20 protein-coding genes and 1 tRNA gene are annotated in these 22,100 nt (G+C 31.5%); 17 read left to right on the top strand and 4 right to left on the bottom strand.

The genetic code is table 11. From position 1 onward, the window contains the following. Window positions 1–13 precede the first annotated feature (13 nt). Window positions 14–1,165: a DUF362 domain-containing protein gene (locus P3X86_RS18485; RefSeq protein WP_483294210.1), complete on the bottom strand. Its 1,152-nt coding sequence runs from the start codon at window positions 1,163–1,165 to the stop codon at window positions 14–16. Window positions 1,166–1,517: 352 nt separating this feature from the next. On the opposite strand from P3X86_RS18485, the gene ppdK reads away from it, so the two are divergent. The 8 genes from ppdK (at window position 1,518) to yihA (ending at window position 12,464) form a co-directional block, all read left to right on the top strand. Beyond that, entirely contained in the window at window positions 1,518–4,145 is a 2,628-nt protein-coding gene (gene ppdK, locus P3X86_RS18480) for a pyruvate, phosphate dikinase (protein WP_483294209.1), read from the top strand. Window positions 4,146–4,283: 138 nt separating this feature from the next. Continuing rightward, a complete protein-coding gene (locus tag P3X86_RS18475; RefSeq protein ID WP_483294208.1) occupies window positions 4,284–5,441 on the top strand; it encodes a M20 family metallopeptidase in 1,158 nt (385 codons plus the stop codon). Window positions 5,442–5,602: 161 nt separating this feature from the next. Next, window positions 5,603–5,686 (top strand) — tRNA-Leu (locus P3X86_RS18470). Between the two features lie 379 nt (window positions 5,687–6,065). Continuing rightward, entirely contained in the window at window positions 6,066–7,364 is a 1,299-nt protein-coding gene (gene tig, locus P3X86_RS18465) for a trigger factor (protein WP_483294207.1), read from the top strand. Between the two features lie 48 nt (window positions 7,365–7,412). Then, window positions 7,413–7,997, top strand: a complete 585-nt coding sequence (gene clpP / locus P3X86_RS18460; RefSeq protein WP_483294206.1) for an ATP-dependent Clp endopeptidase proteolytic subunit ClpP — start codon at window positions 7,413–7,415, stop codon at window positions 7,995–7,997. A 21-nt stretch (window positions 7,998–8,018) separates the two neighbouring features. Beyond that, window positions 8,019–9,308: an ATP-dependent Clp protease ATP-binding subunit ClpX gene (clpX, locus tag P3X86_RS18455; protein WP_483294205.1), complete on the top strand. Its 1,290-nt coding sequence runs from the start codon at window positions 8,019–8,021 to the stop codon at window positions 9,306–9,308. Window positions 9,309–9,520: 212 nt separating this feature from the next. Then, a complete protein-coding gene (lon, locus tag P3X86_RS18450) occupies window positions 9,521–11,878 on the top strand; it encodes an endopeptidase La (protein WP_483294204.1) in 2,358 nt (785 codons plus the stop codon). Then, window positions 11,868–12,464 (top strand): ribosome biogenesis GTP-binding protein YihA/YsxC, encoded by a 597-nt coding sequence (yihA, locus tag P3X86_RS18445; RefSeq protein WP_483294203.1) that lies wholly within the window; start codon window positions 11,868–11,870, stop codon window positions 12,462–12,464. The genes lon and yihA overlap by 11 nt, the downstream gene beginning before the upstream one ends. Before the next feature lie 92 nt (window positions 12,465–12,556). On the opposite strand, the gene rd is transcribed toward yihA, so the two are convergent. Further along, window positions 12,557–12,718 (bottom strand): rubredoxin, encoded by a 162-nt coding sequence (gene rd / locus P3X86_RS18440; protein WP_483294202.1) that lies wholly within the window; start codon window positions 12,716–12,718, stop codon window positions 12,557–12,559. A gap of 197 nt (window positions 12,719–12,915) precedes the next feature. Here rd and P3X86_RS18435 point away from each other — a divergent pair, with 197 nt between their 5' ends. The 9 genes from P3X86_RS18435 to P3X86_RS18395 all read left to right on the top strand — a co-directional run bounded on the left by P3X86_RS18435 (window position 12,916) and on the right by P3X86_RS18395 (window position 20,464). Beyond that, window positions 12,916–13,308 carry an ATP-binding protein gene (locus P3X86_RS18435; RefSeq protein WP_483294201.1) on the top strand — a complete coding sequence of 131 codons (393 nt, stop codon included), beginning with the start codon at window positions 12,916–12,918 and terminating at the stop codon, window positions 13,306–13,308. Between the two features lie 66 nt (window positions 13,309–13,374). After that, on the top strand, window positions 13,375–13,965 hold the full coding sequence (locus tag P3X86_RS18430; protein ID WP_483294200.1) for a nitroreductase family protein: 591 nt from the start codon (window positions 13,375–13,377) through the stop codon (window positions 13,963–13,965). A 138-nt stretch (window positions 13,966–14,103) separates the two neighbouring features. Beyond that, window positions 14,104–15,468, top strand: a complete 1,365-nt coding sequence (gene rlmD, locus P3X86_RS18425; RefSeq protein WP_483294199.1) for a 23S rRNA (uracil(1939)-C(5))-methyltransferase RlmD — start codon at window positions 14,104–14,106, stop codon at window positions 15,466–15,468. A 221-nt stretch (window positions 15,469–15,689) separates the two neighbouring features. Further along, entirely contained in the window at window positions 15,690–15,893 is a 204-nt protein-coding gene (locus tag P3X86_RS18420) for a DUF6809 family protein (RefSeq protein ID WP_483294198.1), read from the top strand. Between the two features lie 255 nt (window positions 15,894–16,148). After that, on the top strand, window positions 16,149–16,535 hold the full coding sequence (locus P3X86_RS18415) for a VOC family protein (protein WP_483294197.1): 387 nt from the start codon (window positions 16,149–16,151) through the stop codon (window positions 16,533–16,535). A 783-nt stretch (window positions 16,536–17,318) separates the two neighbouring features. Next, window positions 17,319–17,696 carry a nuclear transport factor 2 family protein gene (locus P3X86_RS18410; protein WP_483294196.1) on the top strand — a complete coding sequence of 126 codons (378 nt, stop codon included), beginning with the start codon at window positions 17,319–17,321 and terminating at the stop codon, window positions 17,694–17,696. Between the two features lie 90 nt (window positions 17,697–17,786). After that, complete coding sequence (locus tag P3X86_RS18405; protein WP_483294195.1) at window positions 17,787–18,698, top strand: helix-turn-helix transcriptional regulator; 912 nt, start codon at window positions 17,787–17,789, stop codon at window positions 18,696–18,698. Between the two features lie 65 nt (window positions 18,699–18,763). Next, entirely contained in the window at window positions 18,764–19,564 is an 801-nt protein-coding gene (locus P3X86_RS18400) for an alpha/beta fold hydrolase (RefSeq protein ID WP_483294194.1), read from the top strand. A gap of 741 nt (window positions 19,565–20,305) precedes the next feature. Continuing rightward, complete coding sequence (locus tag P3X86_RS18395; RefSeq protein ID WP_483294193.1) at window positions 20,306–20,464, top strand: hypothetical protein; 159 nt, start codon at window positions 20,306–20,308, stop codon at window positions 20,462–20,464. Between the two features lie 112 nt (window positions 20,465–20,576). Here P3X86_RS18395 and P3X86_RS18390 read toward each other — a convergent pair whose 3' ends face one another. Continuing rightward, window positions 20,577–21,419 (bottom strand): alpha/beta fold hydrolase, encoded by an 843-nt coding sequence (locus P3X86_RS18390; RefSeq protein ID WP_483294192.1) that lies wholly within the window; start codon window positions 21,417–21,419, stop codon window positions 20,577–20,579. Beyond that, window positions 21,412–21,957, bottom strand: a complete 546-nt coding sequence (locus P3X86_RS18385; RefSeq protein ID WP_483294191.1) for a PadR family transcriptional regulator — start codon at window positions 21,955–21,957, stop codon at window positions 21,412–21,414. The genes P3X86_RS18390 and P3X86_RS18385 overlap by 8 nt, the downstream gene beginning before the upstream one ends. Window positions 21,958–22,100 lie beyond the last annotated feature (143 nt).

The raw sequence follows: 22,100 nt of genomic DNA, 5'->3' as shown, positions 1-22,100 counted from the left end.
AATGTGTGAATGATTATAGCTTAGATAGTAGTCGCATCAAAGGAGGTCTATATATATCTACAGCCTTTTGAGGGCATAGTTCATGACAGCAAAAACAGCGTATGCATTTGCTTAAATCAACAACAGGACGATTAGATTTCATTTCTATGATTTTCGGAGGGCAACTTTCATAGCATTTGCCACAACCTGTGCAATCATCGTGTAAAAATACTGGTTTTGGTTGTAGGAGTGTATTGCATAGATTCGCAACAAATTTAGGGACTCTATCACTTACAAAATCAACACATCTAATCATTGGCATTTTAAAATCTCTAATAACAAAATCTTCAATTTTATTCCCTACCAATTGAATATCATCTAGAGTACCAGAGCATATACCTCTATCAACACAGCTAGCTATAGTTGGTATTTTCAGAGGATCAAGGTTGATTATTTTACTAGCAACTATGTCTAGATGATAAGGGCTATTTGAAGCAATAACAGCGCCGATATTTCTTGGCTGTCCGCTCGTTGGACCATCTCCTTGCATACCTACGATTCCATCCATAAATGATAAAACTGGGTTTGCGTACAGACATATATCAACCAGAGCATCAGCAAAATCTTTGACCTCAGGCATTTTAAAATGATATTCTCCTTTAAGAGAACCTGGGATTATACCAAATTGGTTTTTTACAGCACCTGTAAACAACATCATACAATGAGTCTTTAATTTAGACACAGAAATAACCTTATCAACGTCATTTAGCATATCCGTTACAGTTAATCTCTTTAATAATTTTCCTTTAGAAAAAGATACATCCATAGATTTTGTATTATAGTTTAATATGGCACCCGTTTCATTTGCTATATCTGTTATTTGACATGTTTTATAAAGTCCTTTAAGTAATGTTTTATTAAAAGGGCCTCCTGGGCTGTCTCCTATAATAACAGTAGCTCCGTAATCTATTAGAATCTCGGCAAGTGCTTTAACAAATATGGGGTGAGTAGTAGCAGCTTTTTCAGGGCTTTTTTTAATGATTAGATTTAACTTTAGCAAAACCTTATCATTTTTATCTATATATTTTTCTATTCCTCCTAGATTCTCAAAAGATGCTAAAATGCTTTGCTTTACACTTGAGAAAGAATAGTTTTTACATTGTTTTAATGAAACGATATTCTCCATTGCAGTCTCCTTAGTTTAATTATATACATAATATATCATTATAGTAATACAAAATCAATTACAAAACAAATGTGATATACTATTTATTTTATATCATATAATATAATGAAACAGTTTGTTATCATGGCAAATTATACCACAAATTTAGTGAAGATAATATGTCTTTAATTATGATGGTTACATAGTTGATAGAGGTATGCTTTTAGTAATAAAATAAACATACAAAATGTTGACAACTAAAAATAAATAGGCTATACTGTTTAATATAATAAGATACACAACATATTAAATGTGACATACTATATATTATGGATATTACATATATTAAAAATAGAAGGGGAGAAATGACATTATGCCTAAATTTGTTTATGCATTTGAGGAAGGGAATAAAGACATGAAATCACTACTAGGAGGAAAAGGTGCTAATCTGGCAGAGATGAAAAGAATTGGATTACCAGTTCCTTCAGGATTTACGATTACAACAGACGCATGTAATGCATATTATAAAAATGGTAAAAAATTAGGGAAAGATTTAGAGAAGCAAATATTTGAGCTATTGGAAAGATTAGAAAAGGTAACAAATAAAACCTTTGGAGATATAAAGAATCCTTTATTAGTATCAGTTAGGTCTGGTGCAGTAATATCTATGCCAGGTATGATGGATACTGTCTTGAACTTAGGATTAAATGATGAATCAGTAAAGGGGTTAGCGGTCTTAACTGAAAATGAGAGATTTGCCTATGATAGTTATAGAAGATTTATACAGATGTTTGGTGACGTAGTACTAAGTATACCTAAGTATGAATTTGATAGAGTACTAGATGACGTAAAGCATACTACAAATGCTAAAAATGATACAGATCTAACAGTAGAAGCGCTACAAGAAATAATAAGAAAGTATAAGGGAGTAATAAAAAGACATGCAGGGATAATGTTCCCTAATGACCCGAGAGAGCAACTGATAATGGCAGTTAGAGCTGTGTTTGATTCATGGAATAATCAAAGAGCAATAATATACAGAAATATAAATGATATTCCGCATGACCTTGGGACAGCTGTAAACGTACAATCCATGGTTTTTGGAAACATGGGAGAAACGTCTGGAACAGGAGTTGCATTTACAAGAAATCCAGCAACAGGGGAAAATAAAGTGTTTGGCGAGTATTTATTAAATGCACAAGGTGAAGATGTAGTTGCGGGGATTAGGACACCAAAAGGGATAGATGAATTAAAAGATTTCATGTCAGGAAAGATTTATAATCAATTTATGGATATAGCAAAGGAACTAGAGATACATTATAGAGATATGCAAGACATAGAATTTACATTTGAAAAGGGTGAGCTTTTCTTATTGCAAACAAGGACAGGAAAGAGAACTGCTAAAGCAGCTATGAATATAGCAGTAGACTTAGTGGAAGAAGGGAAAATAACTAAAGAAGAAGCTATTATGAGAATTGATCCAAAACAAATAGATCAATTACTACATCCAACATTTGACCCAGACGGGTTAAGTAAAGCCAAAAAGTTAGCTAAAGGTTTAGCTGCATCGCCTGGAGCTGCTTCTGGAAGAGTATATTTCACATCAGAAAAGGCAGTTGAAGTTGCAGATAGCGGAGAAAAAACGATACTTGTTAGAATAGAAACATCACCAGAAGATATAGAAGGTATGGATAAATCCCAAGGGATATTAACTGCAAGAGGTGGAATGACATCACACGCAGCTGTAGTAGCTAGAGGTATGGGTAGATGCTGTGTTGCTGGATGTGGTGAGTTAAAAATTGATGAGGAACAAAAGCAGTTTGTAGCAGGTGGTGTAGTAATAAAAGAAGGAGACCATATTTCAATAGATGGAAATACAGGTTTTGTATACAAAGGAATTATAGATACAAAAGACATAGAGCTTACAGGTAGTTTTGGAGTTATAATGAAATGGGCTGATGAAAAAAGAAGATTGAAGATTAGAACAAATGCAGATACACCAAGAGATGCAAAGACAGCAGTAGACTTCGGAGCTGAAGGAATAGGACTATGTAGAACAGAGCATATGTTCTTTGCAGAAGATAGAATATCTATAATGAGGCAAATGATACTTTCTGATACAAAAGAAGATAGAATAAAAGCGTTAGATAAGTTATATATATTTCAGAAAGAAGATTTTGTAGGTATATTTAGAGCTATGGGAGAGAGGCCAACGACAATAAGGTTGCTAGATCCTCCATTGCATGAATTCCTACCACATAATAATGAAGATATAAAAGCATTAGCAAATGCAATGAATATAGATTATATAAAGCTTAAGAACAAGGTATTGGAGTTAAAAGAGTTTAACCCTATGTTAGGACATAGAGGTTGTAGGCTTGCTATAACTTATCCTGAAATATATCAAATGCAGGCAAAAGCAATAATAGGAGCAGCAATAGAAGTGTCTAAACTAGATGGATCAAATATAAAACCAGAAATAATGATACCACTAGTGGGTCATGCAAAAGAGCTAGAAATATTGAGAGAGCTAGTTGAAAAAACAGTTAATCAGACATTAGAAGATGGTTGTTATAAGTTAGAATATCTTGTTGGTACAATGATAGAAATACCAAGAGCTGCTTTAACAGCTGATGAGGTTGCTAAACATGCAGACTTTTTCTCATTTGGAACAAACGATTTAACACAAATGACATTTGGTTTTTCAAGAGATGATGCTGGTAAATTTATAGAAGAATATAAGAATAAAGAAATATTCGAAAATGATCCTTTTACTACATTGGACGTTTCAGGTGTGGGTAGCTTAATAAACACAGCGTATAAGTTAGGTAGGTCAGTAAAAGAGAATTTTAAAATAGGAATATGTGGAGAGCATGGTGGAGATCCAAGATCAATTCAGTTCTGTGAAAATATTGGTTTAGACTATGTATCATGTTCACCGTATAGAGTTCCTATAGCAAGATTGGCTGCGGCTCAGTCTGTAATAAACAAAAACATATAATGTAAAAATATGCGCCTAAGCAATTTGCTTAGGCGCTGTTAGATTATAAGAAGGAAAAAATAAAATTTGCACAAAAATAAATATCGTATCAGTGATATATGGTAAAATAAAAAAAACAAAAAGAATGGATGAGGTATTATGAAACTAAAAGTTCAAAAGCACGTAAAAGAAATAAAAGATGAATTAATACAGCTTAGTAACTATATACATGACAATCCAGAGTTAGGCCACCAAGAGTTCAAAGCAAGTAAGGCACATTGTGTTTTGCTAAAGAAGCATGGGTTTAGAGTTGAAAGAGAATATTTAGGTATGAAGACTGCTTTTAAGGCAACCTATGACAGTAAGAAAGAAGGCCCGACTATTGCATATTTAGCAGAATATGATGCATTGCCGGATATAGGGCATGGGTGTGGACACAATATTCTGGGAGCTACAAGTACAGGTTCAGGTATAGTTCTAAGTAAAGTAATTGGTGATATCGGTGGAAAGGTAGTAGTTTTTGGAACTCCAGCAGAAGAAACGTGTGGCGGGAAAGTTGTAATGGTTGATAAAGGGGCATTTGATGATATTGATGTAGCACTTATGGCTCATCCGTCTGATAAATACTATAAAAGTGGAGGATCATTAGCTATGGAAGCAGTTCAGTTTGAATTCTTTGGAAGAACAGCTCACGCAGCTTCAGAGCCTCATAAAGGTATTAATGCATTAGATGCAGTAATTGCTACATTTAATAGTATAAATGCACTTAGAGAGCATATCAGACATGATGCTAGAGTACATGGAGTCATAAAAGATGGAGGTAAGGCTGCTAATATAGTACCTGATTATGCAGTAGCACAGTTCTATGTAAGAGCTACGACTAAGAGTTATTTAATAGATTTAGTAGAAAAAGTGAAAAATTGTGCTAGAGGAGCTGCCTTAGCTACAGGTGCAAAAGTTAACATAACAAATTATGAGACATCATATGATAATCTTGTCACAAATTCAGTATTAAATGACCTGTTTGAGCAGAAAATAAAAGAAATGGGGGTAGAACACATTTCAAAATTGAGTGAAAATTTTGGATCACTTGACGCTGGTAATGTAAGCCATGTATGTCCTACAATACATCCATATTTCAGTATTAGCACAAGAGAACTTGTAGGCCATACAAAAGAGTTTGCAAAAGCTTCTATATCAACATATGCTAACGAACAAATGTGTAAGACAATAGGTGCACTTGTGTTAGTTGCTGTTGACGTTATAGAAGATAAAGAATTATTTATGAAAATAAAGAATGAACATCAAGAAAAATAAAATATAAATAATTAAAATAGTGTAATTGAAGCTTTTTTAGAGCAAACTCTATAATAGTATATATTTATTTAATTTGGTATTATATTTTTAAAAAAAAGTGTTGACAAACTCTACAATAAATCGTATAATAATCAATGTCAGTATTGGCAAAAACAGATTTAGCGGGAGTGGCGGAATTGGCAGACGCGCTAGACTTAGGATCTAGTGCCCTTGGCGTGGGGGTTCGAGTCCCTTTTCCCGCACCATAACATTTCAAAGCCAATGGTTATACCATGGGCTTTTTTTCTAATATTTAGAGTTTTAATTTGTAGTTTGTTGTGGAGTCATCTTTTAATTATTGCAAAAGAAGGCTTTTTTAATGTATAAAGTGAATTAATATTGCCAAATATCAGAAAATAAATATAATATTTATTATTATTGGATAGAAAAAATTTTTATGATATAATGTAATGGTTAATTTTAAGTTGACGATATACGTTAATAACTAGGGATGTTTAAGCATATATATATAAAGCTTATACTAATTTGATGGGTATAACATTGTATGAGCTATTTGAATATACTAATAGAAGTATAAATATGTTCGCTAATATAAATAAACAAAACTCAGGAGGAGGAGCAATTATGAGTTCAAAAATTGAGAAAAAAGAAAAAAATACAGTAACTTTAAGTATTAAAGTTGAGTGGAATGAATTCGAGAAAGGAATCCAAAAAGCTTATATAAAAAACAGAAAAAGATTTAATATTAACGGATTTAGAAAAGGGAAAGTTCCAAGAGCTATAATTGAAAAAATGTATGGAATAGAAGTATTTTACGAAGATGCTATAAACTTCGTATTGCCAGAGGTTTATGACAAAGCTATAGAAGAATTAGATTTACATCCAGTTGATAGACCTTCAATAGATTTTGAAGATATTAACAAAGGAGAAGCAATAGAGTTTAAAATAGAGGTAGACGTTAAACCAGAAATTACATTAGGCGAGTATAAAGGTGTAGAAGCAGTAAAAGCAGAGTACACTGTAACAGATGAAGATGTCTTAAATGATATCAAGAGAATGCAAGAGCAGAATGCTAGGATAATAGAAGTAGAAGATAGAGAAACAAAAGATGGCGACATATTGACTATTGACTTTGAAGGATCAATAGATGGAGAAAAATTTGAAGGTGGAACAGCTCAAAATCATAGCTTAACGTTAGGATCAGGATCATTTATACCTGGGTTTGAAGATCAACTAATAGGTAAGAAAAAAGAAGAAGAAGTGGAAGTTAAGGTAACATTCCCAGAAGATTATCAAGCGGAAGAATTAGCATCAAAAGAAGCAGTGTTTAAAGTTAAAATACATGAAATAAAAGAAAAAGAACTTCCAGAGTTGGATGATGAGTTTGCTAAAGATGTAAGTGAATTTGATACTTTAGATGAGCTTAAAGCAGATTCAAAGAAGAGATTAGATGAGCAAGCTGATAAAAGAGCTAAAGGTGAGACAGAAAACAATGTTATAACAAGTGTTGTAGACAAAGTAGAAATCGATATTCCAGAGGCAATGATTGACAGACAAGTAGAAAACGAAATAAGAGATCTTGACTATAGATTAAGATACCAAGGATTAGACGTAGAAAAGTACCTTCAATTTACAAATAGTACAATAGAGAGTTTAAAAGAACAAGTTAGACCAAATGCTCAAAAAATTGTAAAAACAGAGCTTGTGTTGGAAGAAATATCTAAACAAGAAGGAATTTTGGCAACAGACGAAGAAATTAATAATGAGCTTGAAAAAATGGCTAAACAATACAAACAAGAATTAGACAAATTAAAGAAAAATATGAGAGAAGAAGATTTAGAATATATTAAATTGGGTATAATTAAAAGCAAGACAGTTGATTTCCTTGTAGAAAATGCTAAATATACGCAAGCAGATAAATAAGCAAAGCTAGAAGATATTTCACGTCTGCTGAAAATAGGAGGGGTTTTTATGGCACTAGTACCTGTTGTCGTTGAACAGACAAATAGGGGAGAAAGATCATATGATATATATTCAAGACTTTTAAAAGACAGGATAATATTTTTAAGTGATCAAGTAAATGATGTTACAGCAAGTTTAGTAGTTGCACAATTATTATTTTTAGAAGCTGAAGATCCTGACAAAGATATTCAATTGTATATAAATAGCCCAGGAGGTTCTATTACTGCTGGTATGGCTATATATGACACAATGCAGTATATTAAGCCAGATGTATCAACTATATGTATAGGTATGTGTGCAAGTATGGGAGCATTTTTATTAGCTGCAGGAGAAAAAGGTAAAAGATATGCTTTACCAAATGCAGAAATAATGATTCACCAACCATTAGGTGGTACACAAGGTCAGGCAGAAGATATTAGAATCCATGCAGAGAGGATTATTAAAGCTAGAAAGACATTGAATCAGATATTAAGTGAAAGAACAGGTCAATCTCTAGAAACAGTAGAGAAAGATACAGATAGAGATAACTTTATGTCTGCTGAAGAAGCTAAAGAATATGGATTGATAGATAAGGTAATCACTTCTAGAAAATAACATATTGAAAGAGGTGACATAATGTCAAAATATAATGATAAGCAGTTAAAATGTTCATTTTGTGGCAAGTCACAAGATCAAGTTAGAAGGTTAATAGCAGGACCAAATGTATATATATGTGATGAGTGTATACTGCTATGCCAAGAAATCATAGACGAAGAGTTTGATGATTCAACAGATTTTGAAATGACAGACTTATTAAAGCCTATAGAAATAAAAGATGTATTAGATCAGTACGTAATAAAACAAGATAGAGCCAAAAAAGCTTTAGCAGTTGCTGTATATAATCATTACAAGAGAATTAATAAGAAAATTTCAAATGATGATATAGAGCTTCAAAAAAGCAATATAGTAATGCTTGGACCTACAGGTTCTGGTAAAACATTACTTGCTCAGACTCTAGCTAAAATATTAAATGTTCCTTTTGCAATTGCAGATGCAACATCGCTTACTGAAGCAGGGTATGTAGGAGAAGATGTTGAGAATATTCTGTTAAAATTAATTCAAGCTGCTGATTACGATATTGAAAAGGCAGAAAAAGGGATAATCTATATAGATGAAATAGATAAAATAGCTAGAAAGTCTGACAATCCATCAATAACAAGAGATGTTAGTGGAGAAGGAGTGCAACAAGCACTATTAAAGATACTAGAGGGAACTATAGCAAGTGTACCTCCGCAGGGAGGCAGGAAACATCCACATCAAGAATTTATACAAATTGACACTACTAATATTCTATTTATAGTAGGTGGAGCTTTTGGAGGCGTAGAAAAAATTATCCAAAAGAGAATTGGTGAGAAAGCAATAGGATTTGGAGCAAAGCTTCAAAGTAAAAAGATAAATAATATTGGAGAGCTGTTAAAGCAAATTAGACCTGATGATTTATTAAAATATGGTTTAATACCTGAGTTTGTTGGTAGACTTCCAGTAATAGTTACTCTTGAAAAATTAGATAAAGAAACACTAGTGGACATATTGACAAAGCCTAAAAATGCGCTAGTAAAACAGTATAAAGAGCTTTTCAAAATGGATAGTGTTGAACTTGAATTTGATGATGATGCATTAGAGGTAATAGCACAAAAAGCGATAGATAGAAACACAGGAGCAAGAGGATTAAGAGGGATAATAGAAGAAGTAATGATTAATATTATGTATGATATACCATCTAGGGATGATATCAAAAAATGCATAATTACAAAAGATACTATATCAGATAACTCTGATCCAACATTTGTTTTAGCTGACGCAAAGAATAAGTTAACTAAAACCAAAGTAAGTAAAAATGATGACAAGGAAGAAACCGCTTCCTAAAAATGGGACACAGGGGCATCTCAATAAGCATCTTGAGAATGCCCCTTATTATGTACTACTGATTAATTTACATATATATGGGTAAATAATACATATCAGCACTATAAATAATTATTGACTTTAACAGTACAAATAGTTTAAAATTAACAGAGAATTTTAAATTGTTAAAGTATGTAATTAAGGATTGTAAACTTGACAAAGGAGCTGTTGAGATGTCAAAAGATAAATATAAAATAAAGAGTCAAAAAAGAACTATACCATTGATTCCATTAAGAGGTATTTCAGTATTTCCCTACATGATAGTACACTTTGATGTAGGTAGAGATAAGTCAATAAAAGCATTAGAAGAAGCTATGGTAAATGACTCACTAGTTTTTCTAACAACACAGAAAAAGGCGAATATGGATGTGCCGACTAAAAAAGATTACTACCAAGTGGGAACAGTGTGTAAAATAAAACAGATGTTAAAATTACCAGGCGAAACTATAAGAGTATTAGTAGAAGGAATAAATAGAGGTAGAATTAGTGAGACACTAAGAGAAGAACCGTTTTTTGAAGTAGAGGTAGAAGAATATGTTTACGAACTTAACAGTGAAGATGATAAAAATATAGAAGCTATGATGAGACTAGTTTTGCACAATTTTAGTGAATATGCAAAATTAGAAAATAATATATCATCAGATGTAATAACATCGATAGCAGAAATAAGTGAAGCAGGAAGATTTGCTGACGTAGTGTCATCATATTTGTTTTTGAAATTAGAAAATAAGCAGAAAATATTAGAAGCATTTAATCCATATAAACGACTTGAATTAATAAATGTTTTAATTGAAGAAGAATTGGACGTTTTAAAAATAGAAGAGCAGATAGCACAAAGAGTGAAAAGTCAAATAAACAAGGTACAAAAAGAGTATTACCTAAAAGAACAGATAAAAGCTATATATAAAGAACTTGGTGAAGACGAAGACATAGAGCAAGAAGTAGAAGAATATATACAGAAGATAAAGAAGAGTAAAATGCCTAAAGGCGTGAAAGAAAAAGCTACAAAAGAAGCAAATCGACTACTTAAAATGTCACCATCATCTTCAGAATCAGGAGTTATAAGGAATTACGTGGAATGGCTTATAGAATTGCCTTGGGGCAAGCAAACAAAAGATAGATTAGAGCTAAAAAAATCAAGAGAAATATTAGATGCTGATCATTATGGCTTACAAGATGTTAAAGAGAGAATATTAGAATTTTTAGCAATAAGAAAACTTTCAAATAGCATGAAAGGACCGATACTTTGTTTAGTTGGACCGCCTGGAGTAGGAAAAACATCTATTGCAAAATCAATAGCAAGAGCATTGAGTAGGAAATTTGTGCGAATGTCATTAGGTGGAATGAGAGATGAAGCCGAAATAAGAGGACACAGAAGAACCTATGTCGGAGCAATACCTGGAAGAATAATATCATCATTAAAGAAAACACAGTCAATTAATCCAGTATTCTTGTTAGATGAGATAGACAAAATCAATAGTGATTTTAAAGGTGATCCAGCATCTGCGCTTCTTGAAGTTTTAGATCCAGAGCAAAATAATACATTTACAGATCATTTTTTAGAAGTGCCGTTTGATTTATCCAAGATAATGTTTATAACGACAGCTAATACTCTATCAACAATACCAAGACCGCTATTAGACAGGATGGAAGTAATACACGTAACAAGTTATACAGAAAACGAGAAGTTTGAGATATCAAAAAGATATCTAATACCAAAACAAAGAAAAGAGCATGGATTAAAAGAAGATAATATAAGTATATCTGATAAAGTAGTAATGGAGATAATTAGAAGATATACAAGAGAATCAGGAGTACGTGGATTAGAGAGACAAATTGCTAATATCATGAGAAAATCTGCTAAAAATATGCTAGAAAATAAAATAGATAACATTAAGATAACAAGTAAGAATATAAAGAAATATTTAGGCATACCAAAATATTCCTATGATGTAGCAGAAAAAGAGCCTCAAATTGGTATAGTAAATGGCTTAGCATGGACATCTGTAGGTGGAGAGACACTTAATATAGAAGTAAGTGTTATGAGCGGAAAAGGTAAAGTTCAGCTTACAGGTAAGCTTGGTGATGTAATGAAAGAATCAGCAATGACAGCAATAACATATATACGTTCAATAGCAAGTGAATATGATATAAACGATAAATTCTATGATGAAATGGATATTCATATCCACGTTCCAGAAGGAGCGATACCAAAAGACGGACCATCAGCAGGTATAACAATGGCTACAGCAGTAACGTCTGCATTAACAAAGATACCGGTGGATAGCTCTGTAGCAATGACAGGAGAAGTAACACTTAGAGGTAGAGTATTGCCAATAGGTGGAGTTAAAGAAAAGGTATTAGCAGCTAAAAGAGCAGGTATAAAAAAAGTACTACTACCTTATGAAAATAAAAAAGATTTAGAAGAGTTAGAAGCAAATATAAAGAGAAATATGAAGTTCGTATTTGTTAAAGAAATGAAAGAGGTACTGAAAGAAGCTTTACTAAGGGAGAATAAAAATGAAGATTAGAAAAGCAGAGCTACTAGCAGTAACTGCAAAGAAAGAGCAATATCCAGAAGAAGGTATACCAGAGATAGCATTAGCAGGAAGATCTAATGTAGGTAAATCATCATTTATAAACACATTAATAAACAGAAAAAAACTTGCAAGAACAAGTTCACAACCGGGAAAGACACAGACAATAAACTTCTACAATATAAATGATGTGTTTAGATTTGTAGACTTACCAGGTTATGGTTATGCAAGAGTATCAAGATCACAAAGAGAAGCATGGGGTAGAATGATAGATGCTTATTTAAGAGATAGACAATCTCTTAAAGAAACATTTTTACTTCTAGACATGAGACATGAGCCAGGGGAACATGATAAAATGATGTATGAATGGATTAAGGAGATGGGTTTTACTGGATATATAATAGCTACAAAAGCAGATAAAATGTCTAAAGGATCATGGCAAAAATACACAAGTGTAATAGCAAAGAAATTAGACATAACTGATAGAAGGTTAATATTACCTTTTTCAGCATCAAAGAAATTAAACGTGGAGAAGGCATGGTTGCTAATAGAAGATATATTGGGGTATGAAGAAGATTAACAAGATATAAAATGTGAGTGTTAGACAACTGCTTACCATTCACATGGGCTGTTTCGCATAATTTACAATGTGAAACAGCCCATTATATTAAGTTACTCCTTAGGCTCAAACATTTCTAACCCTGCACCGCATACTGGGCAAACATAGTCATTAGGTAATTCTTCAAAAGGTACACCAGGTTCAATATCTGAATCAGGATCACCTATAGCTGGATCATAAACCCAACCACAAGGCATGCATACATATTCTTTCATTCTCATATCCTCCTTGTACATACTTGTTAATTTATATATATATTATTTACCCCTATGGTAATATTCTAAACATATAAAATTGTTATAATAAGTAAAAGTATAGAAATTCGTATATTTCTAGCATTTTGTTTTAAAAAAGAAAGTATTGGGTAGTATATATATACTTTGAAATTTACAAAAAATAAGAGGTGTTAAAAGTGTATTATTTGATCGATGAACAAATTAATAGCAGTATAGAAGATGCAAAAAAGGTTTTATATACTGTAAATAAAGAAATCGCAAAATTAATAAATAACAACATGCTCTTATTTGAGATACGAATTATATTAGATGAATTGGTGTATAACAGTATAAAACATGGCAATAAGTATGATGAAAATAAAAAAGTTAATATAAAAATAGAAATAACAAAAAACCAAATAAAGATGCAGGTATGCGATGAAGGAGAAGGTATTAAGTGTGATAAAAACAGATATAATCCACTAGATTTTAAAGAATGTGGTAGAGGGATAGTACTTGTAAAAGGGCTAAGTGACGAATTCAAAATAGAAGGCACAAAAGCTATATCTATAAAATATATAAACCCATAAAATATGTAATAAAATTATTTATATTTGAGAAAATAAAGATATAAATAAAATATAGGGGTTGTTAAAATGGGTGAAATTTTCAATGCAGTAAAAGAAAGAAGAAGTATTAGGAAGTATAAAAACGAAGAAATACCAATAGAGAAGATAAAAAGAGTTATACAAGCTGCTAATTGGGCGCCATCAAATGCCAATAGCCAGCCTTGGCAGTTTATAGTTATTAAAGGAGACTATTTAAAAAAAGTAAGTAGCATATACTATGAATGGGCACAAGAGTATGTGCCTAAAGCTGACTATATACCAGAGGAAAATAAAACAGAGGTTATGGAGTATTCAAAAGACTTCGGAGGAGCACCAGTACAAATAATAGTAACATATGAGTTTTTCAAGGACGATGATAATAGATCAGAAGAAGCTTTAATGTCAGCTTGTGCAGCAATTCAAAATTTATGCTTAGTAGCGTTAGAAGAGGGATTAGGTACAGTTTGGATAGCAGGACATGCAACACATGATAGTAGAACGAGAAGTCTTCTAAAAATACCAACAAACCACAAGATAGCAGCTATCATACCAATAGGCTTTTCAGCAGACAATCCAAACCCACCAGCTAGAAAAGATGAAGGATTAGATCAAAAAACCACATGGTTCGGATTTGAATAAACAATCAAACATTTAGTAAAGGCTGTCTACATAAGACGGCTTTTTTTAAAGAAATATATAGTAAAATAAAAATACATCTAGAGTACTAAATATGCTATAATTATAAAGATATTACAAGAGAGCGATCAGGAGGTCACGATGGTAAAGAAAAAGCAAGTAATAGAAGCAGAAATACAAGAGGTGCAATTTCCAAACAAAGGAATAGCAGTGGTAGATGACAAAAAAATAGTGATAAAAAATACATTAGAAGGTCAAAAAATAAAAGCTAGAATCACCAAGAAAAAAGGTAAAAAAATAGAAGCAAAAGTAATAGACTTGATAGAAAAAGCTCCATACGAAGGAGAAGCAGTATGTAAACATTTTGGCAAATGTGGAGGTTGTAGCTATCAAACCTTATCATATGAGCAACAACTAGATCTTAAATCAAATCAAGTACAAAAATTACTCGCAGATGCTGGAATCACAGGATTTAAATATGAAGGAATAGAGACAAGTCCAAGCGATTATGAATACAGAAACAAGATGGAATTTACATTTGGAGACGAATACAAAGATGGTCCATTAGAGTTAGGAATGCATAGAAGAGGACGTTTTTATGAGATAGTTACTGTAGATGATTGCAAGATAGTACATCCAGACTTTGTGACGATATTGATGACATTCTTAAATTACTTCAGAGAAAAACAAGTACCTTACTACAGAAAAATGTCCCACAAAGGTTTCCTCCGACATTTAGTAGTTAGAAAAGCAGTTAAAACAAACGAATATCTAATTAATCTAGTGACAACAACACAAATGAATTTTGATTTTACAGAATTAACCCAGATTTTAAAAGATTTAAAACTAGATGGTGAAATAAAAGGATTACTCCACACTTTAAATGACCAACTAGCAGATGCAGTAATCAGTGATGAGACTAGACTTATCTACGGACAAGATTATATAACAGAAGAGATACTAGGTTTGAGATTCAAAATTACGGCATTTTCATTTTTCCAGACAAATTCACTAGGAGCAGAAAAACTATATTCAATAGTAAGAGAATATGCAGGAACAACAAAAAACAAAGTAATCTTTGATTTATACAGCGGAACAGGTACTATAGGTCAGATAATGGCACCAATAGCAAAAGAAGTAGTAGGAATAGAGATAGTAGAAGAAGCAGTAGAAGCTGCAAATGAAAATGCAAAACTAAATGGCTTAGATAATTGTAAGTTCATAGCGGGAGACGTATTGAAAAAAATAGATGAACTTAAACAAAAACCAGACATCATAGTATTAGATCCGCCAAGATCGGGCATACATCCAAAAGCAATACAGAAAATAATAAATTATGGATGCAATGATATAATATACGTATCATGTAACCCAAAAGCCTTAGCAGAGGATTTAAAGGTGTTTGTAGAAGCTGGATATGTGGTAGATAAAGTAAAATGTATGGATATGTTTCCTCAAACGTATCACGTGGAGACTGTGACAGTGCTATATCGCGGGGACTCTTAATAATCAAGGAATTTAAACACTTCTGCGATTATTGTACTTTTAGTACTGACATAGCAAATTTCAGAAATAAGAACTTTAATAAAGAAATTATAGTGCGTATAGCTATAAAAATATGTACTGAGTAGACATGTCTAGTCAGTACTGAATTAAGGTAGAACGTGAGTAGATATAAGGATATTTTTGTTTAATTACCTTTTAAATAAAATAAGAAGGTGATTTAAATGAAGAGTGTTTTAAAGCAGATGTATTATGATGTGGATTTTCTAACTCACATGTTTGAGCCTTTCAATGTAGAGCATAAAAGAATAGTTGATGAGGCTAATGTGTTAGAAAAGAAATTAACAGATAGTTTCAATAAGGAGCAATTTGAAGTATACGATAAATTACTTAGCTTACAAGCTGAAAGCAATAGATACTATAAGTAACGTATGTTACTATGAGTGTATATTATATATAATAGGGATAATGCTGTGAATAATGATTATGTTGAAATTATAGGCAAAGTAATGGACATCATAGATGAAGCAGAAAATAAAATTATCTCTAAAAATAGTCAATAACGCTTTAATGAAGAGGGTTTATTGTTACAAAAGATACATGAGGATTTAGTATATTTAGTTAATAGGGCAAATAAGAGGTATATAAATTATAAGGAGTATGTATAAGAAAGGAGAAAGGCTATGATACCAAAGATATCATTAATATCAATCTTAACGGATGATGTTGAAAAAATGGTGAAGTTCTACAAGGAAGTGCTAGGATTTACTAGTGAAGATGAGAGTGGGGATTACATAGAATTTATTCATGATGGGGTTAGATTTGCTATTTGCTCTAGGAAACTAGGCTATGACTTATCACAAGATGAAAGCTATAGAGCAGAGAAAAGTGGACAAAGTTTTGAATTGGCTTTTTGGGTGCCTAATAAAGAAGAAGTAGATAAGGTCTATGATGAATTAATAGAAAAAGGGGCAAAACCTATAAAGAAACCAATCGATATGCCATGGGGACAGAGAACAGGACTATTTGCAGATCCTGATGGCAATATACATGAAATATATGCTGACTAAGAAAAGGTAAGATTAATAATATTGAGGCAGTATTGGTCGGTACATTAGAGAGATTGCTAATGTGACCGCCTTTTTTATTTATCTTTATGTTTATTATGGTGCCAGCTGTGAATACGAAATCTCTTGTGCATTTCAATATTATGATGATAAACAGGGTCTTTACCTGTTTTTAATTGATGTATATAATCTTGATACATAAAATAAGCCACTTTAGAAATGATTTTAAATTTATTAATGATGTACGAGATTTTAGGAATAAAGTGCCTACCCACGAGATTGAAATTTGCGTCGCAGTGTGTGCCTAGTAAAAATAGACATGTCAACAAGCAAAGTTATGAATAGAAACAGGATTTGAATTTACCAATCAAATCCTGCTTTTTTGGGTTTATAAAGCAAAAAAAAGAAGCATATATCATAAAGAAAACATAGACATAATACCTACAAAATTTTTATTAGATATTGAAATCAAAGAAGACTACGATTCTATATTAATAGATACAATTCCATCACTTGTATTAATTGACACTGAATGTTCTAGCTACAAGTGATACACTACTGATTCCAGCAACACCAGAATGTCTATTATCAGGACCATCTATCTTCTACTTAGTCAAATTCATTCCTCCTTACGTTACTACAAAATAATTATATCTTGTGGAGAAATTAAGATGCAATAAATGGTATGAATTAAATAATATGTATACAGAGAATTAACTATTTGATATAATATATCTAATAAACGCATGATCTATAGTATAGTTAAATGGAAAGGACGGTTGACTAGTGATAGAGCAAAAGGTGAGGGAGTTTTGGAAATTTATAAATAATGCTGATTTTGATAAACTTGTTCAGGTAATGAGTGAAGATGCTAATGTTATATTACCTAATACTAAAGAGATTTTTAACGGATGTAATAAATATATTAAGTTTAATAAAGATTATCCAGGTAGATGGTATGCTAAGATTGAAAAGTTAATAATCACTGATAGCGTGGCAATAACAGCTGTGAAAAAAACAAATGATGATGGTGTAAGTCACTATGTAACTTCATTTTTTGAATTTGAGAATGGGTTAATAAAGATTATAACAGAGTATTGGGGAGAAAATGGAGAGGCCCCTGAGTGGAGGCAAGATAAAGATTATTTAGAAGTTTATCAATAGATTATTGATATAGGCATTATGCTGAAGTTGCAATTTTAGGAGGATTATATATTGAGTAAGGTATAGTTAAAATACTACATTGGAGAGCTTATGAAGATTTATAGATTGTTATCGATTATAAATATAATGTTAAATAAAGAGTTAGTAACAGCTAAATATTTAGCAGAGAAGCACGAAGTGTCGATTAAAACAATTCAAAGGGATATAGAAACATTGAATATGGCAGGTATTCCTGTTTTCTCGAAAAAGGGTATAAAGGGAGGTTATGGAATACTCGATTCATACAAATTTGATACTAAATTGTTGTCTACGCAAGAAGTTAATCTACTTAAATCTATGCTAGACAGTTTAAGTAGTGTATATAGTAATAAGACATTAGAAAGTCTGTGGGAGAAGCTTGAATCAGCACTAATCACTGTTGTTAACGCTGAATATGCGAAAGTGAAAGTGGATATCACCCCATGGAATAAGGATGAAAAACTTCAAGAAAAGATTGATCTAATTTTAGATGCAATTGGACAATCTCGAATATTGAGTATTGAGTATTACAATAGTAATGGGGAGTGCCTTTTAAGAGAGATTGAACCGTATGAGTTAGTTCTGCGCCATGGTAGATGGTATATGTTATCATATTGTCTGCAAAAAAAAGATATAAGAACATTTAAAGTGAATAGAATTTCAACTATGGAAATTACTAAACGACATTTTGATTTGAGAGATTATAAGTCTATTCAAAGGGATGAATCTACAATGAGAGATGGTATAAAGAAAGTGCTTAGATTTAATAAAGAAGCTTATTATCGAGTAGTTGATATTTTTAATGTTGATGAAGTAACTGAGATTACAGAAGAAAATGTAACTGTAGTTACATATTTAAAATTAGATTCGTGGCTAATTTCTATGATTCTTTCATTTGGAGATGATGTAAAAGTTATTGAACCAGAAATTCTAAAGAAAAATGTAAAGAATAAGATAAAAAAAATGAATAATATTTATAATTAGGACATACTAGATGTCCTTTTTTTATTGGTAGAATAAAGTTATTAAATAGTCAAAGGGGATTTGTTATGAAAGAAAGAATAGCTAAATTTATAGAAAAAGAAGGATTGAAATTACATTATACAATAACGGGAGAAGGAAAGCCAATTATCCTATTGAATCCAGCATTTTTGGATTCAAGAATATGGAACTTACTAGTAAACGATTTGTCAACTAATTATCAGGTTATACAGCTTGATTTTAGATTCTCAGGAAAAACTGAGCAGGATGATTCAGACTATAGCTTGCATGAAGATTTGCACATGTTGGTTGAGGAATTGGAGTTTGAGAAAGTGAACCTTGTAGGACTTTCCGCAGGTGGGTACACAGCACTAGAATTTGCGATTCAATATCCTGATAAAGTGGATAAACTTTTTTTGATTTCAACAGGTTTATTTGGAGTAAAGGAGGATGAAAGAAAAGTTCATAGAATGGAAAAGTTTCAAAACGCTTTATATAGTGGTGATATCAAAAGGGCATCTGAAGAATGGACAAAAATGTGGTTGATAGGTGAAAATAGAAGCTTTGAGAAAATCTCAAGAGATAAAATTGACTTATTTATGAGTATAACAGAACATAATCTGATTAAGTCGGTTAATTATAAGATGCCTAAATTTATTGATCCACCTGTTAATGTGCAACTGTCAAAACTCGAAAATGAAATATATCACATGATAGGGAATGAGGATTATGAGGATGTTTTTGAGTCAAATAGAGTTTTTAGAGAACATATTAAAAATTATCATGAAGAAACTGTAGAATCTGCTCATATAATCCCTATTGAATTGTCTGAATACCTTACTAAAAAAATTAAGTTCTTTGTAGAGTGATGTAAATTCTATGCTTCATATAGTAATAAAAATTTATGATATTTGCTGATACTGATATCATTGTGTCCCATTTGACAGATAAGCTTTTTAATTAGAAGGGATAAAAGTGTGGAGTTATCAGACATAAAAGTTATAACGGAAAACATAAGTAATGACATCTTATATATCAGTCAATAAAGGATATTCATGCCTTTGAAATAAGAACAATCTGTGACAGGTGCCATTGATTCATTGGTGATAGATTTGGAAGTGTTCTTAGCAAAAGAGTATGAGGTTGAACGGGTGAGTTTTGGAGATATGTTTCCGAACACGAATACGTGGAGACAGTTGTAGAATTCAGAAAATAGAGTCTACGAAACAGCTGTATTTATAAGGGTTGCAAGCGATTTTAAATTTGTCTATGATGGGCGATTTTAGGAATAAAGTGCCTACCCACCAGATTGAAATTCGCGTCGAAGTGTGTGCTTAGGAAAAATAGACATGTCTACATATAGAAGTTATATGATTAATAATATAAGATAGGAGTTGATGATACCGATCAAATCCTGTCTTTTTACATTTAATAAAAAATAACCTTGAAAAGAGTTTGAAAATGTGTAAAGTAATAGCAGTAGCAAGTCAAAATGTGGAATAGAAAATTGTACAACATGTAGAAATCTAGCAACGGTAATAAAAAGAGGAAAGAGACTATGGAAAAAATAATAAAAAAGAATCTACAATGACTGATAAAATAAAGGGTAAATGGTTACACCCTTTACTGATCAAATTGGGTCAACTAGAATATTTGAGAAGAATAATGTCAGTAGAGTTTGCTTATTAGCTAAAGCCATAAAAATAGGTATCTCTTTTGCAGCATCGACAATGCCATCAATACTACGTATACCATGCATGTTAGCATAAATAACTTAAATATCACCTGCTTTCAGAGGTGGTATTTAAGTTAAATAACATTGCTCAAATGGGATCATGAGAACAATAACTCTACTAAATAATTCTCTTTTCGCATTGTTCATTATACTTCATCCAACAAAAAATCTATAATATGCTTACTTTTGTTGATTAATCCATGTCCCTTATCTACAAGCATTTTATAATTTAGATTTGGAATATTATTTATTGCTCTTTTTAACGTTTTTTTTGAATCAATCATTATATCTTTTTTACCCAAAAGCAAAAATGTTTTCATTTTTAATTTTTTTAATTGTTTATCTTCAAATATTGGAAGCTTCATTCGAGGATTAAATCCTTTTGAAATTAAATTATTAAAATAAAATGCCTCACTATCAACTTCCTCACCATAACAAATCTTTTCTAAATTTTTTTTTGCTCCATATTGACCTAACAATGACATAAACACTAAATAAGGTATATATTCCAATTTTTGCCTTCCTATTCCTGCAGGGCATAATAAAACTAACTTTTCTACTTTACCAGGATTGTTTATTGAATAATCCAATGCTATCCATCCTCCGAAGGAAATCCCGCCTAAACAAAACTTTTTTATATTTAATTCAGATATTATGTTATCTAACCACTTTGCCGATTCTGATGTCTTTATATCAAACCTTATTTCCTGACTTTTACCCGGTTCTCCAGGAATATCAATCATATAAACTCTAAAATGCTTTACATAATTTTCTATATCTCCTATCCACATAGCTGAATTAGATGCAGAACCATGTATCAAAACCAATGGTGGATTATCTTCATTCCCGCTTACCAGTATGTGTGTATCTCCATATTTTGTATTTATTGTTATCTCTTCGTAATTAACAGGCCACCTTTCTAATGTTTTATTATAAAAATTTATTATTTCTCTTTTTATATTTTCAGATTTAAATATAACTTTACTCATTATTTAACAACCTCAATTCATTTCTAGTTTTTCTCACCCATTTAAGTTGGTTCTTATAAGAAGAAAGGATATTTTTTGATATCTGATTCCACAAAACTTTTTCTCTTTTACTTCTTTTCGGTTCTCTGATACCCCTTCTTTGCTTTTCTTCGTACATAATAATATTGGTTTTTATATTATCTTCATATTTTTCAAGCTGTTTATCCAATTCTTCATATGATAATATATCCATCCAAGCAAACTGTATTAAAAAATTATTTTTCATTTCAAAAATTTTTTTTTCAGAAAGAAGCCATTTTTTAAGATATTCCTTTCCTTTTTCAGTAATGGAATAAATTTTCTTTGAAGGTGAACCGTCCTGATGCTCAACTACATTTGATACACAACCTTCATCTAATAATTTTACCAACGCCTTGTATATTTGATTATTATTTCCAGACCAATACATCAATTCAGATGCATTAATGTATTTCTTTATTTCATATCCCGTAAAGTTTTTCCAGGTCAATAAGCCTAATATGGCATAGTTAATTGACATTTTCATCACCTCCTATAATATTATCATATGTTAACTATAACATATGATAATATTATAATCAACTTTTTTTCTTTTGAATTTACTTCAAATATTCTTTTGATAGAACTGTCACATGTGGATACGGTTGTTAAGTTTAAACTAGC

The sequence above is a fragment of the Abyssisolibacter sp. ZYX002 genome (genome assembly GCF_056892235.1).
The sequence above is the reverse complement of the archived record's forward strand: the minus strand, read 5'-3'. Positions and strand labels throughout refer to the sequence as shown.

Coding starts and splice junctions, on each gene's coding strand:
- P3X86_RS18485 (WP_483294210.1), bottom strand. CDS start 1,165: ATGGAGAATATCGTTTCATTAAAACAATGTAAAAACTATTCTTTCTCA.
- ppdK (WP_483294209.1), top strand. CDS start 1,518: ATGCCTAAATTTGTTTATGCATTTGAGGAAGGGAATAAAGACATGAAA.
- P3X86_RS18475 (WP_483294208.1), top strand. CDS start 4,284: ATGAAACTAAAAGTTCAAAAGCACGTAAAAGAAATAAAAGATGAATTA.
- tig (WP_483294207.1), top strand. CDS start 6,066: ATGAGTTCAAAAATTGAGAAAAAAGAAAAAAATACAGTAACTTTAAGT.
- clpP (WP_483294206.1), top strand. CDS start 7,413: ATGGCACTAGTACCTGTTGTCGTTGAACAGACAAATAGGGGAGAAAGA.
- clpX (WP_483294205.1), top strand. CDS start 8,019: ATGTCAAAATATAATGATAAGCAGTTAAAATGTTCATTTTGTGGCAAG.
- lon (WP_483294204.1), top strand. CDS start 9,521: ATGTCAAAAGATAAATATAAAATAAAGAGTCAAAAAAGAACTATACCA.
- yihA (WP_483294203.1), top strand. CDS start 11,868: ATGAAGATTAGAAAAGCAGAGCTACTAGCAGTAACTGCAAAGAAAGAG.
- rd (WP_483294202.1), bottom strand. CDS start 12,718: ATGAAAGAATATGTATGCATGCCTTGTGGTTGGGTTTATGATCCAGCT.
- P3X86_RS18430 (WP_483294200.1), top strand. CDS start 13,375: ATGGGTGAAATTTTCAATGCAGTAAAAGAAAGAAGAAGTATTAGGAAG.
- rlmD (WP_483294199.1), top strand. CDS start 14,104: ATGGTAAAGAAAAAGCAAGTAATAGAAGCAGAAATACAAGAGGTGCAA.
- P3X86_RS18420 (WP_483294198.1), top strand. CDS start 15,690: ATGAAGAGTGTTTTAAAGCAGATGTATTATGATGTGGATTTTCTAACT.
- P3X86_RS18415 (WP_483294197.1), top strand. CDS start 16,149: ATGATACCAAAGATATCATTAATATCAATCTTAACGGATGATGTTGAA.
- P3X86_RS18405 (WP_483294195.1), top strand. CDS start 17,787: ATGAAGATTTATAGATTGTTATCGATTATAAATATAATGTTAAATAAA.
- P3X86_RS18400 (WP_483294194.1), top strand. CDS start 18,764: ATGAAAGAAAGAATAGCTAAATTTATAGAAAAAGAAGGATTGAAATTA.
- P3X86_RS18395 (WP_483294193.1), top strand. CDS start 20,306: ATGGTTACACCCTTTACTGATCAAATTGGGTCAACTAGAATATTTGAG.
- P3X86_RS18390 (WP_483294192.1), bottom strand. CDS start 21,419: ATGAGTAAAGTTATATTTAAATCTGAAAATATAAAAAGAGAAATAATA.
- P3X86_RS18385 (WP_483294191.1), bottom strand. CDS start 21,957: ATGTCAATTAACTATGCCATATTAGGCTTATTGACCTGGAAAAACTTT.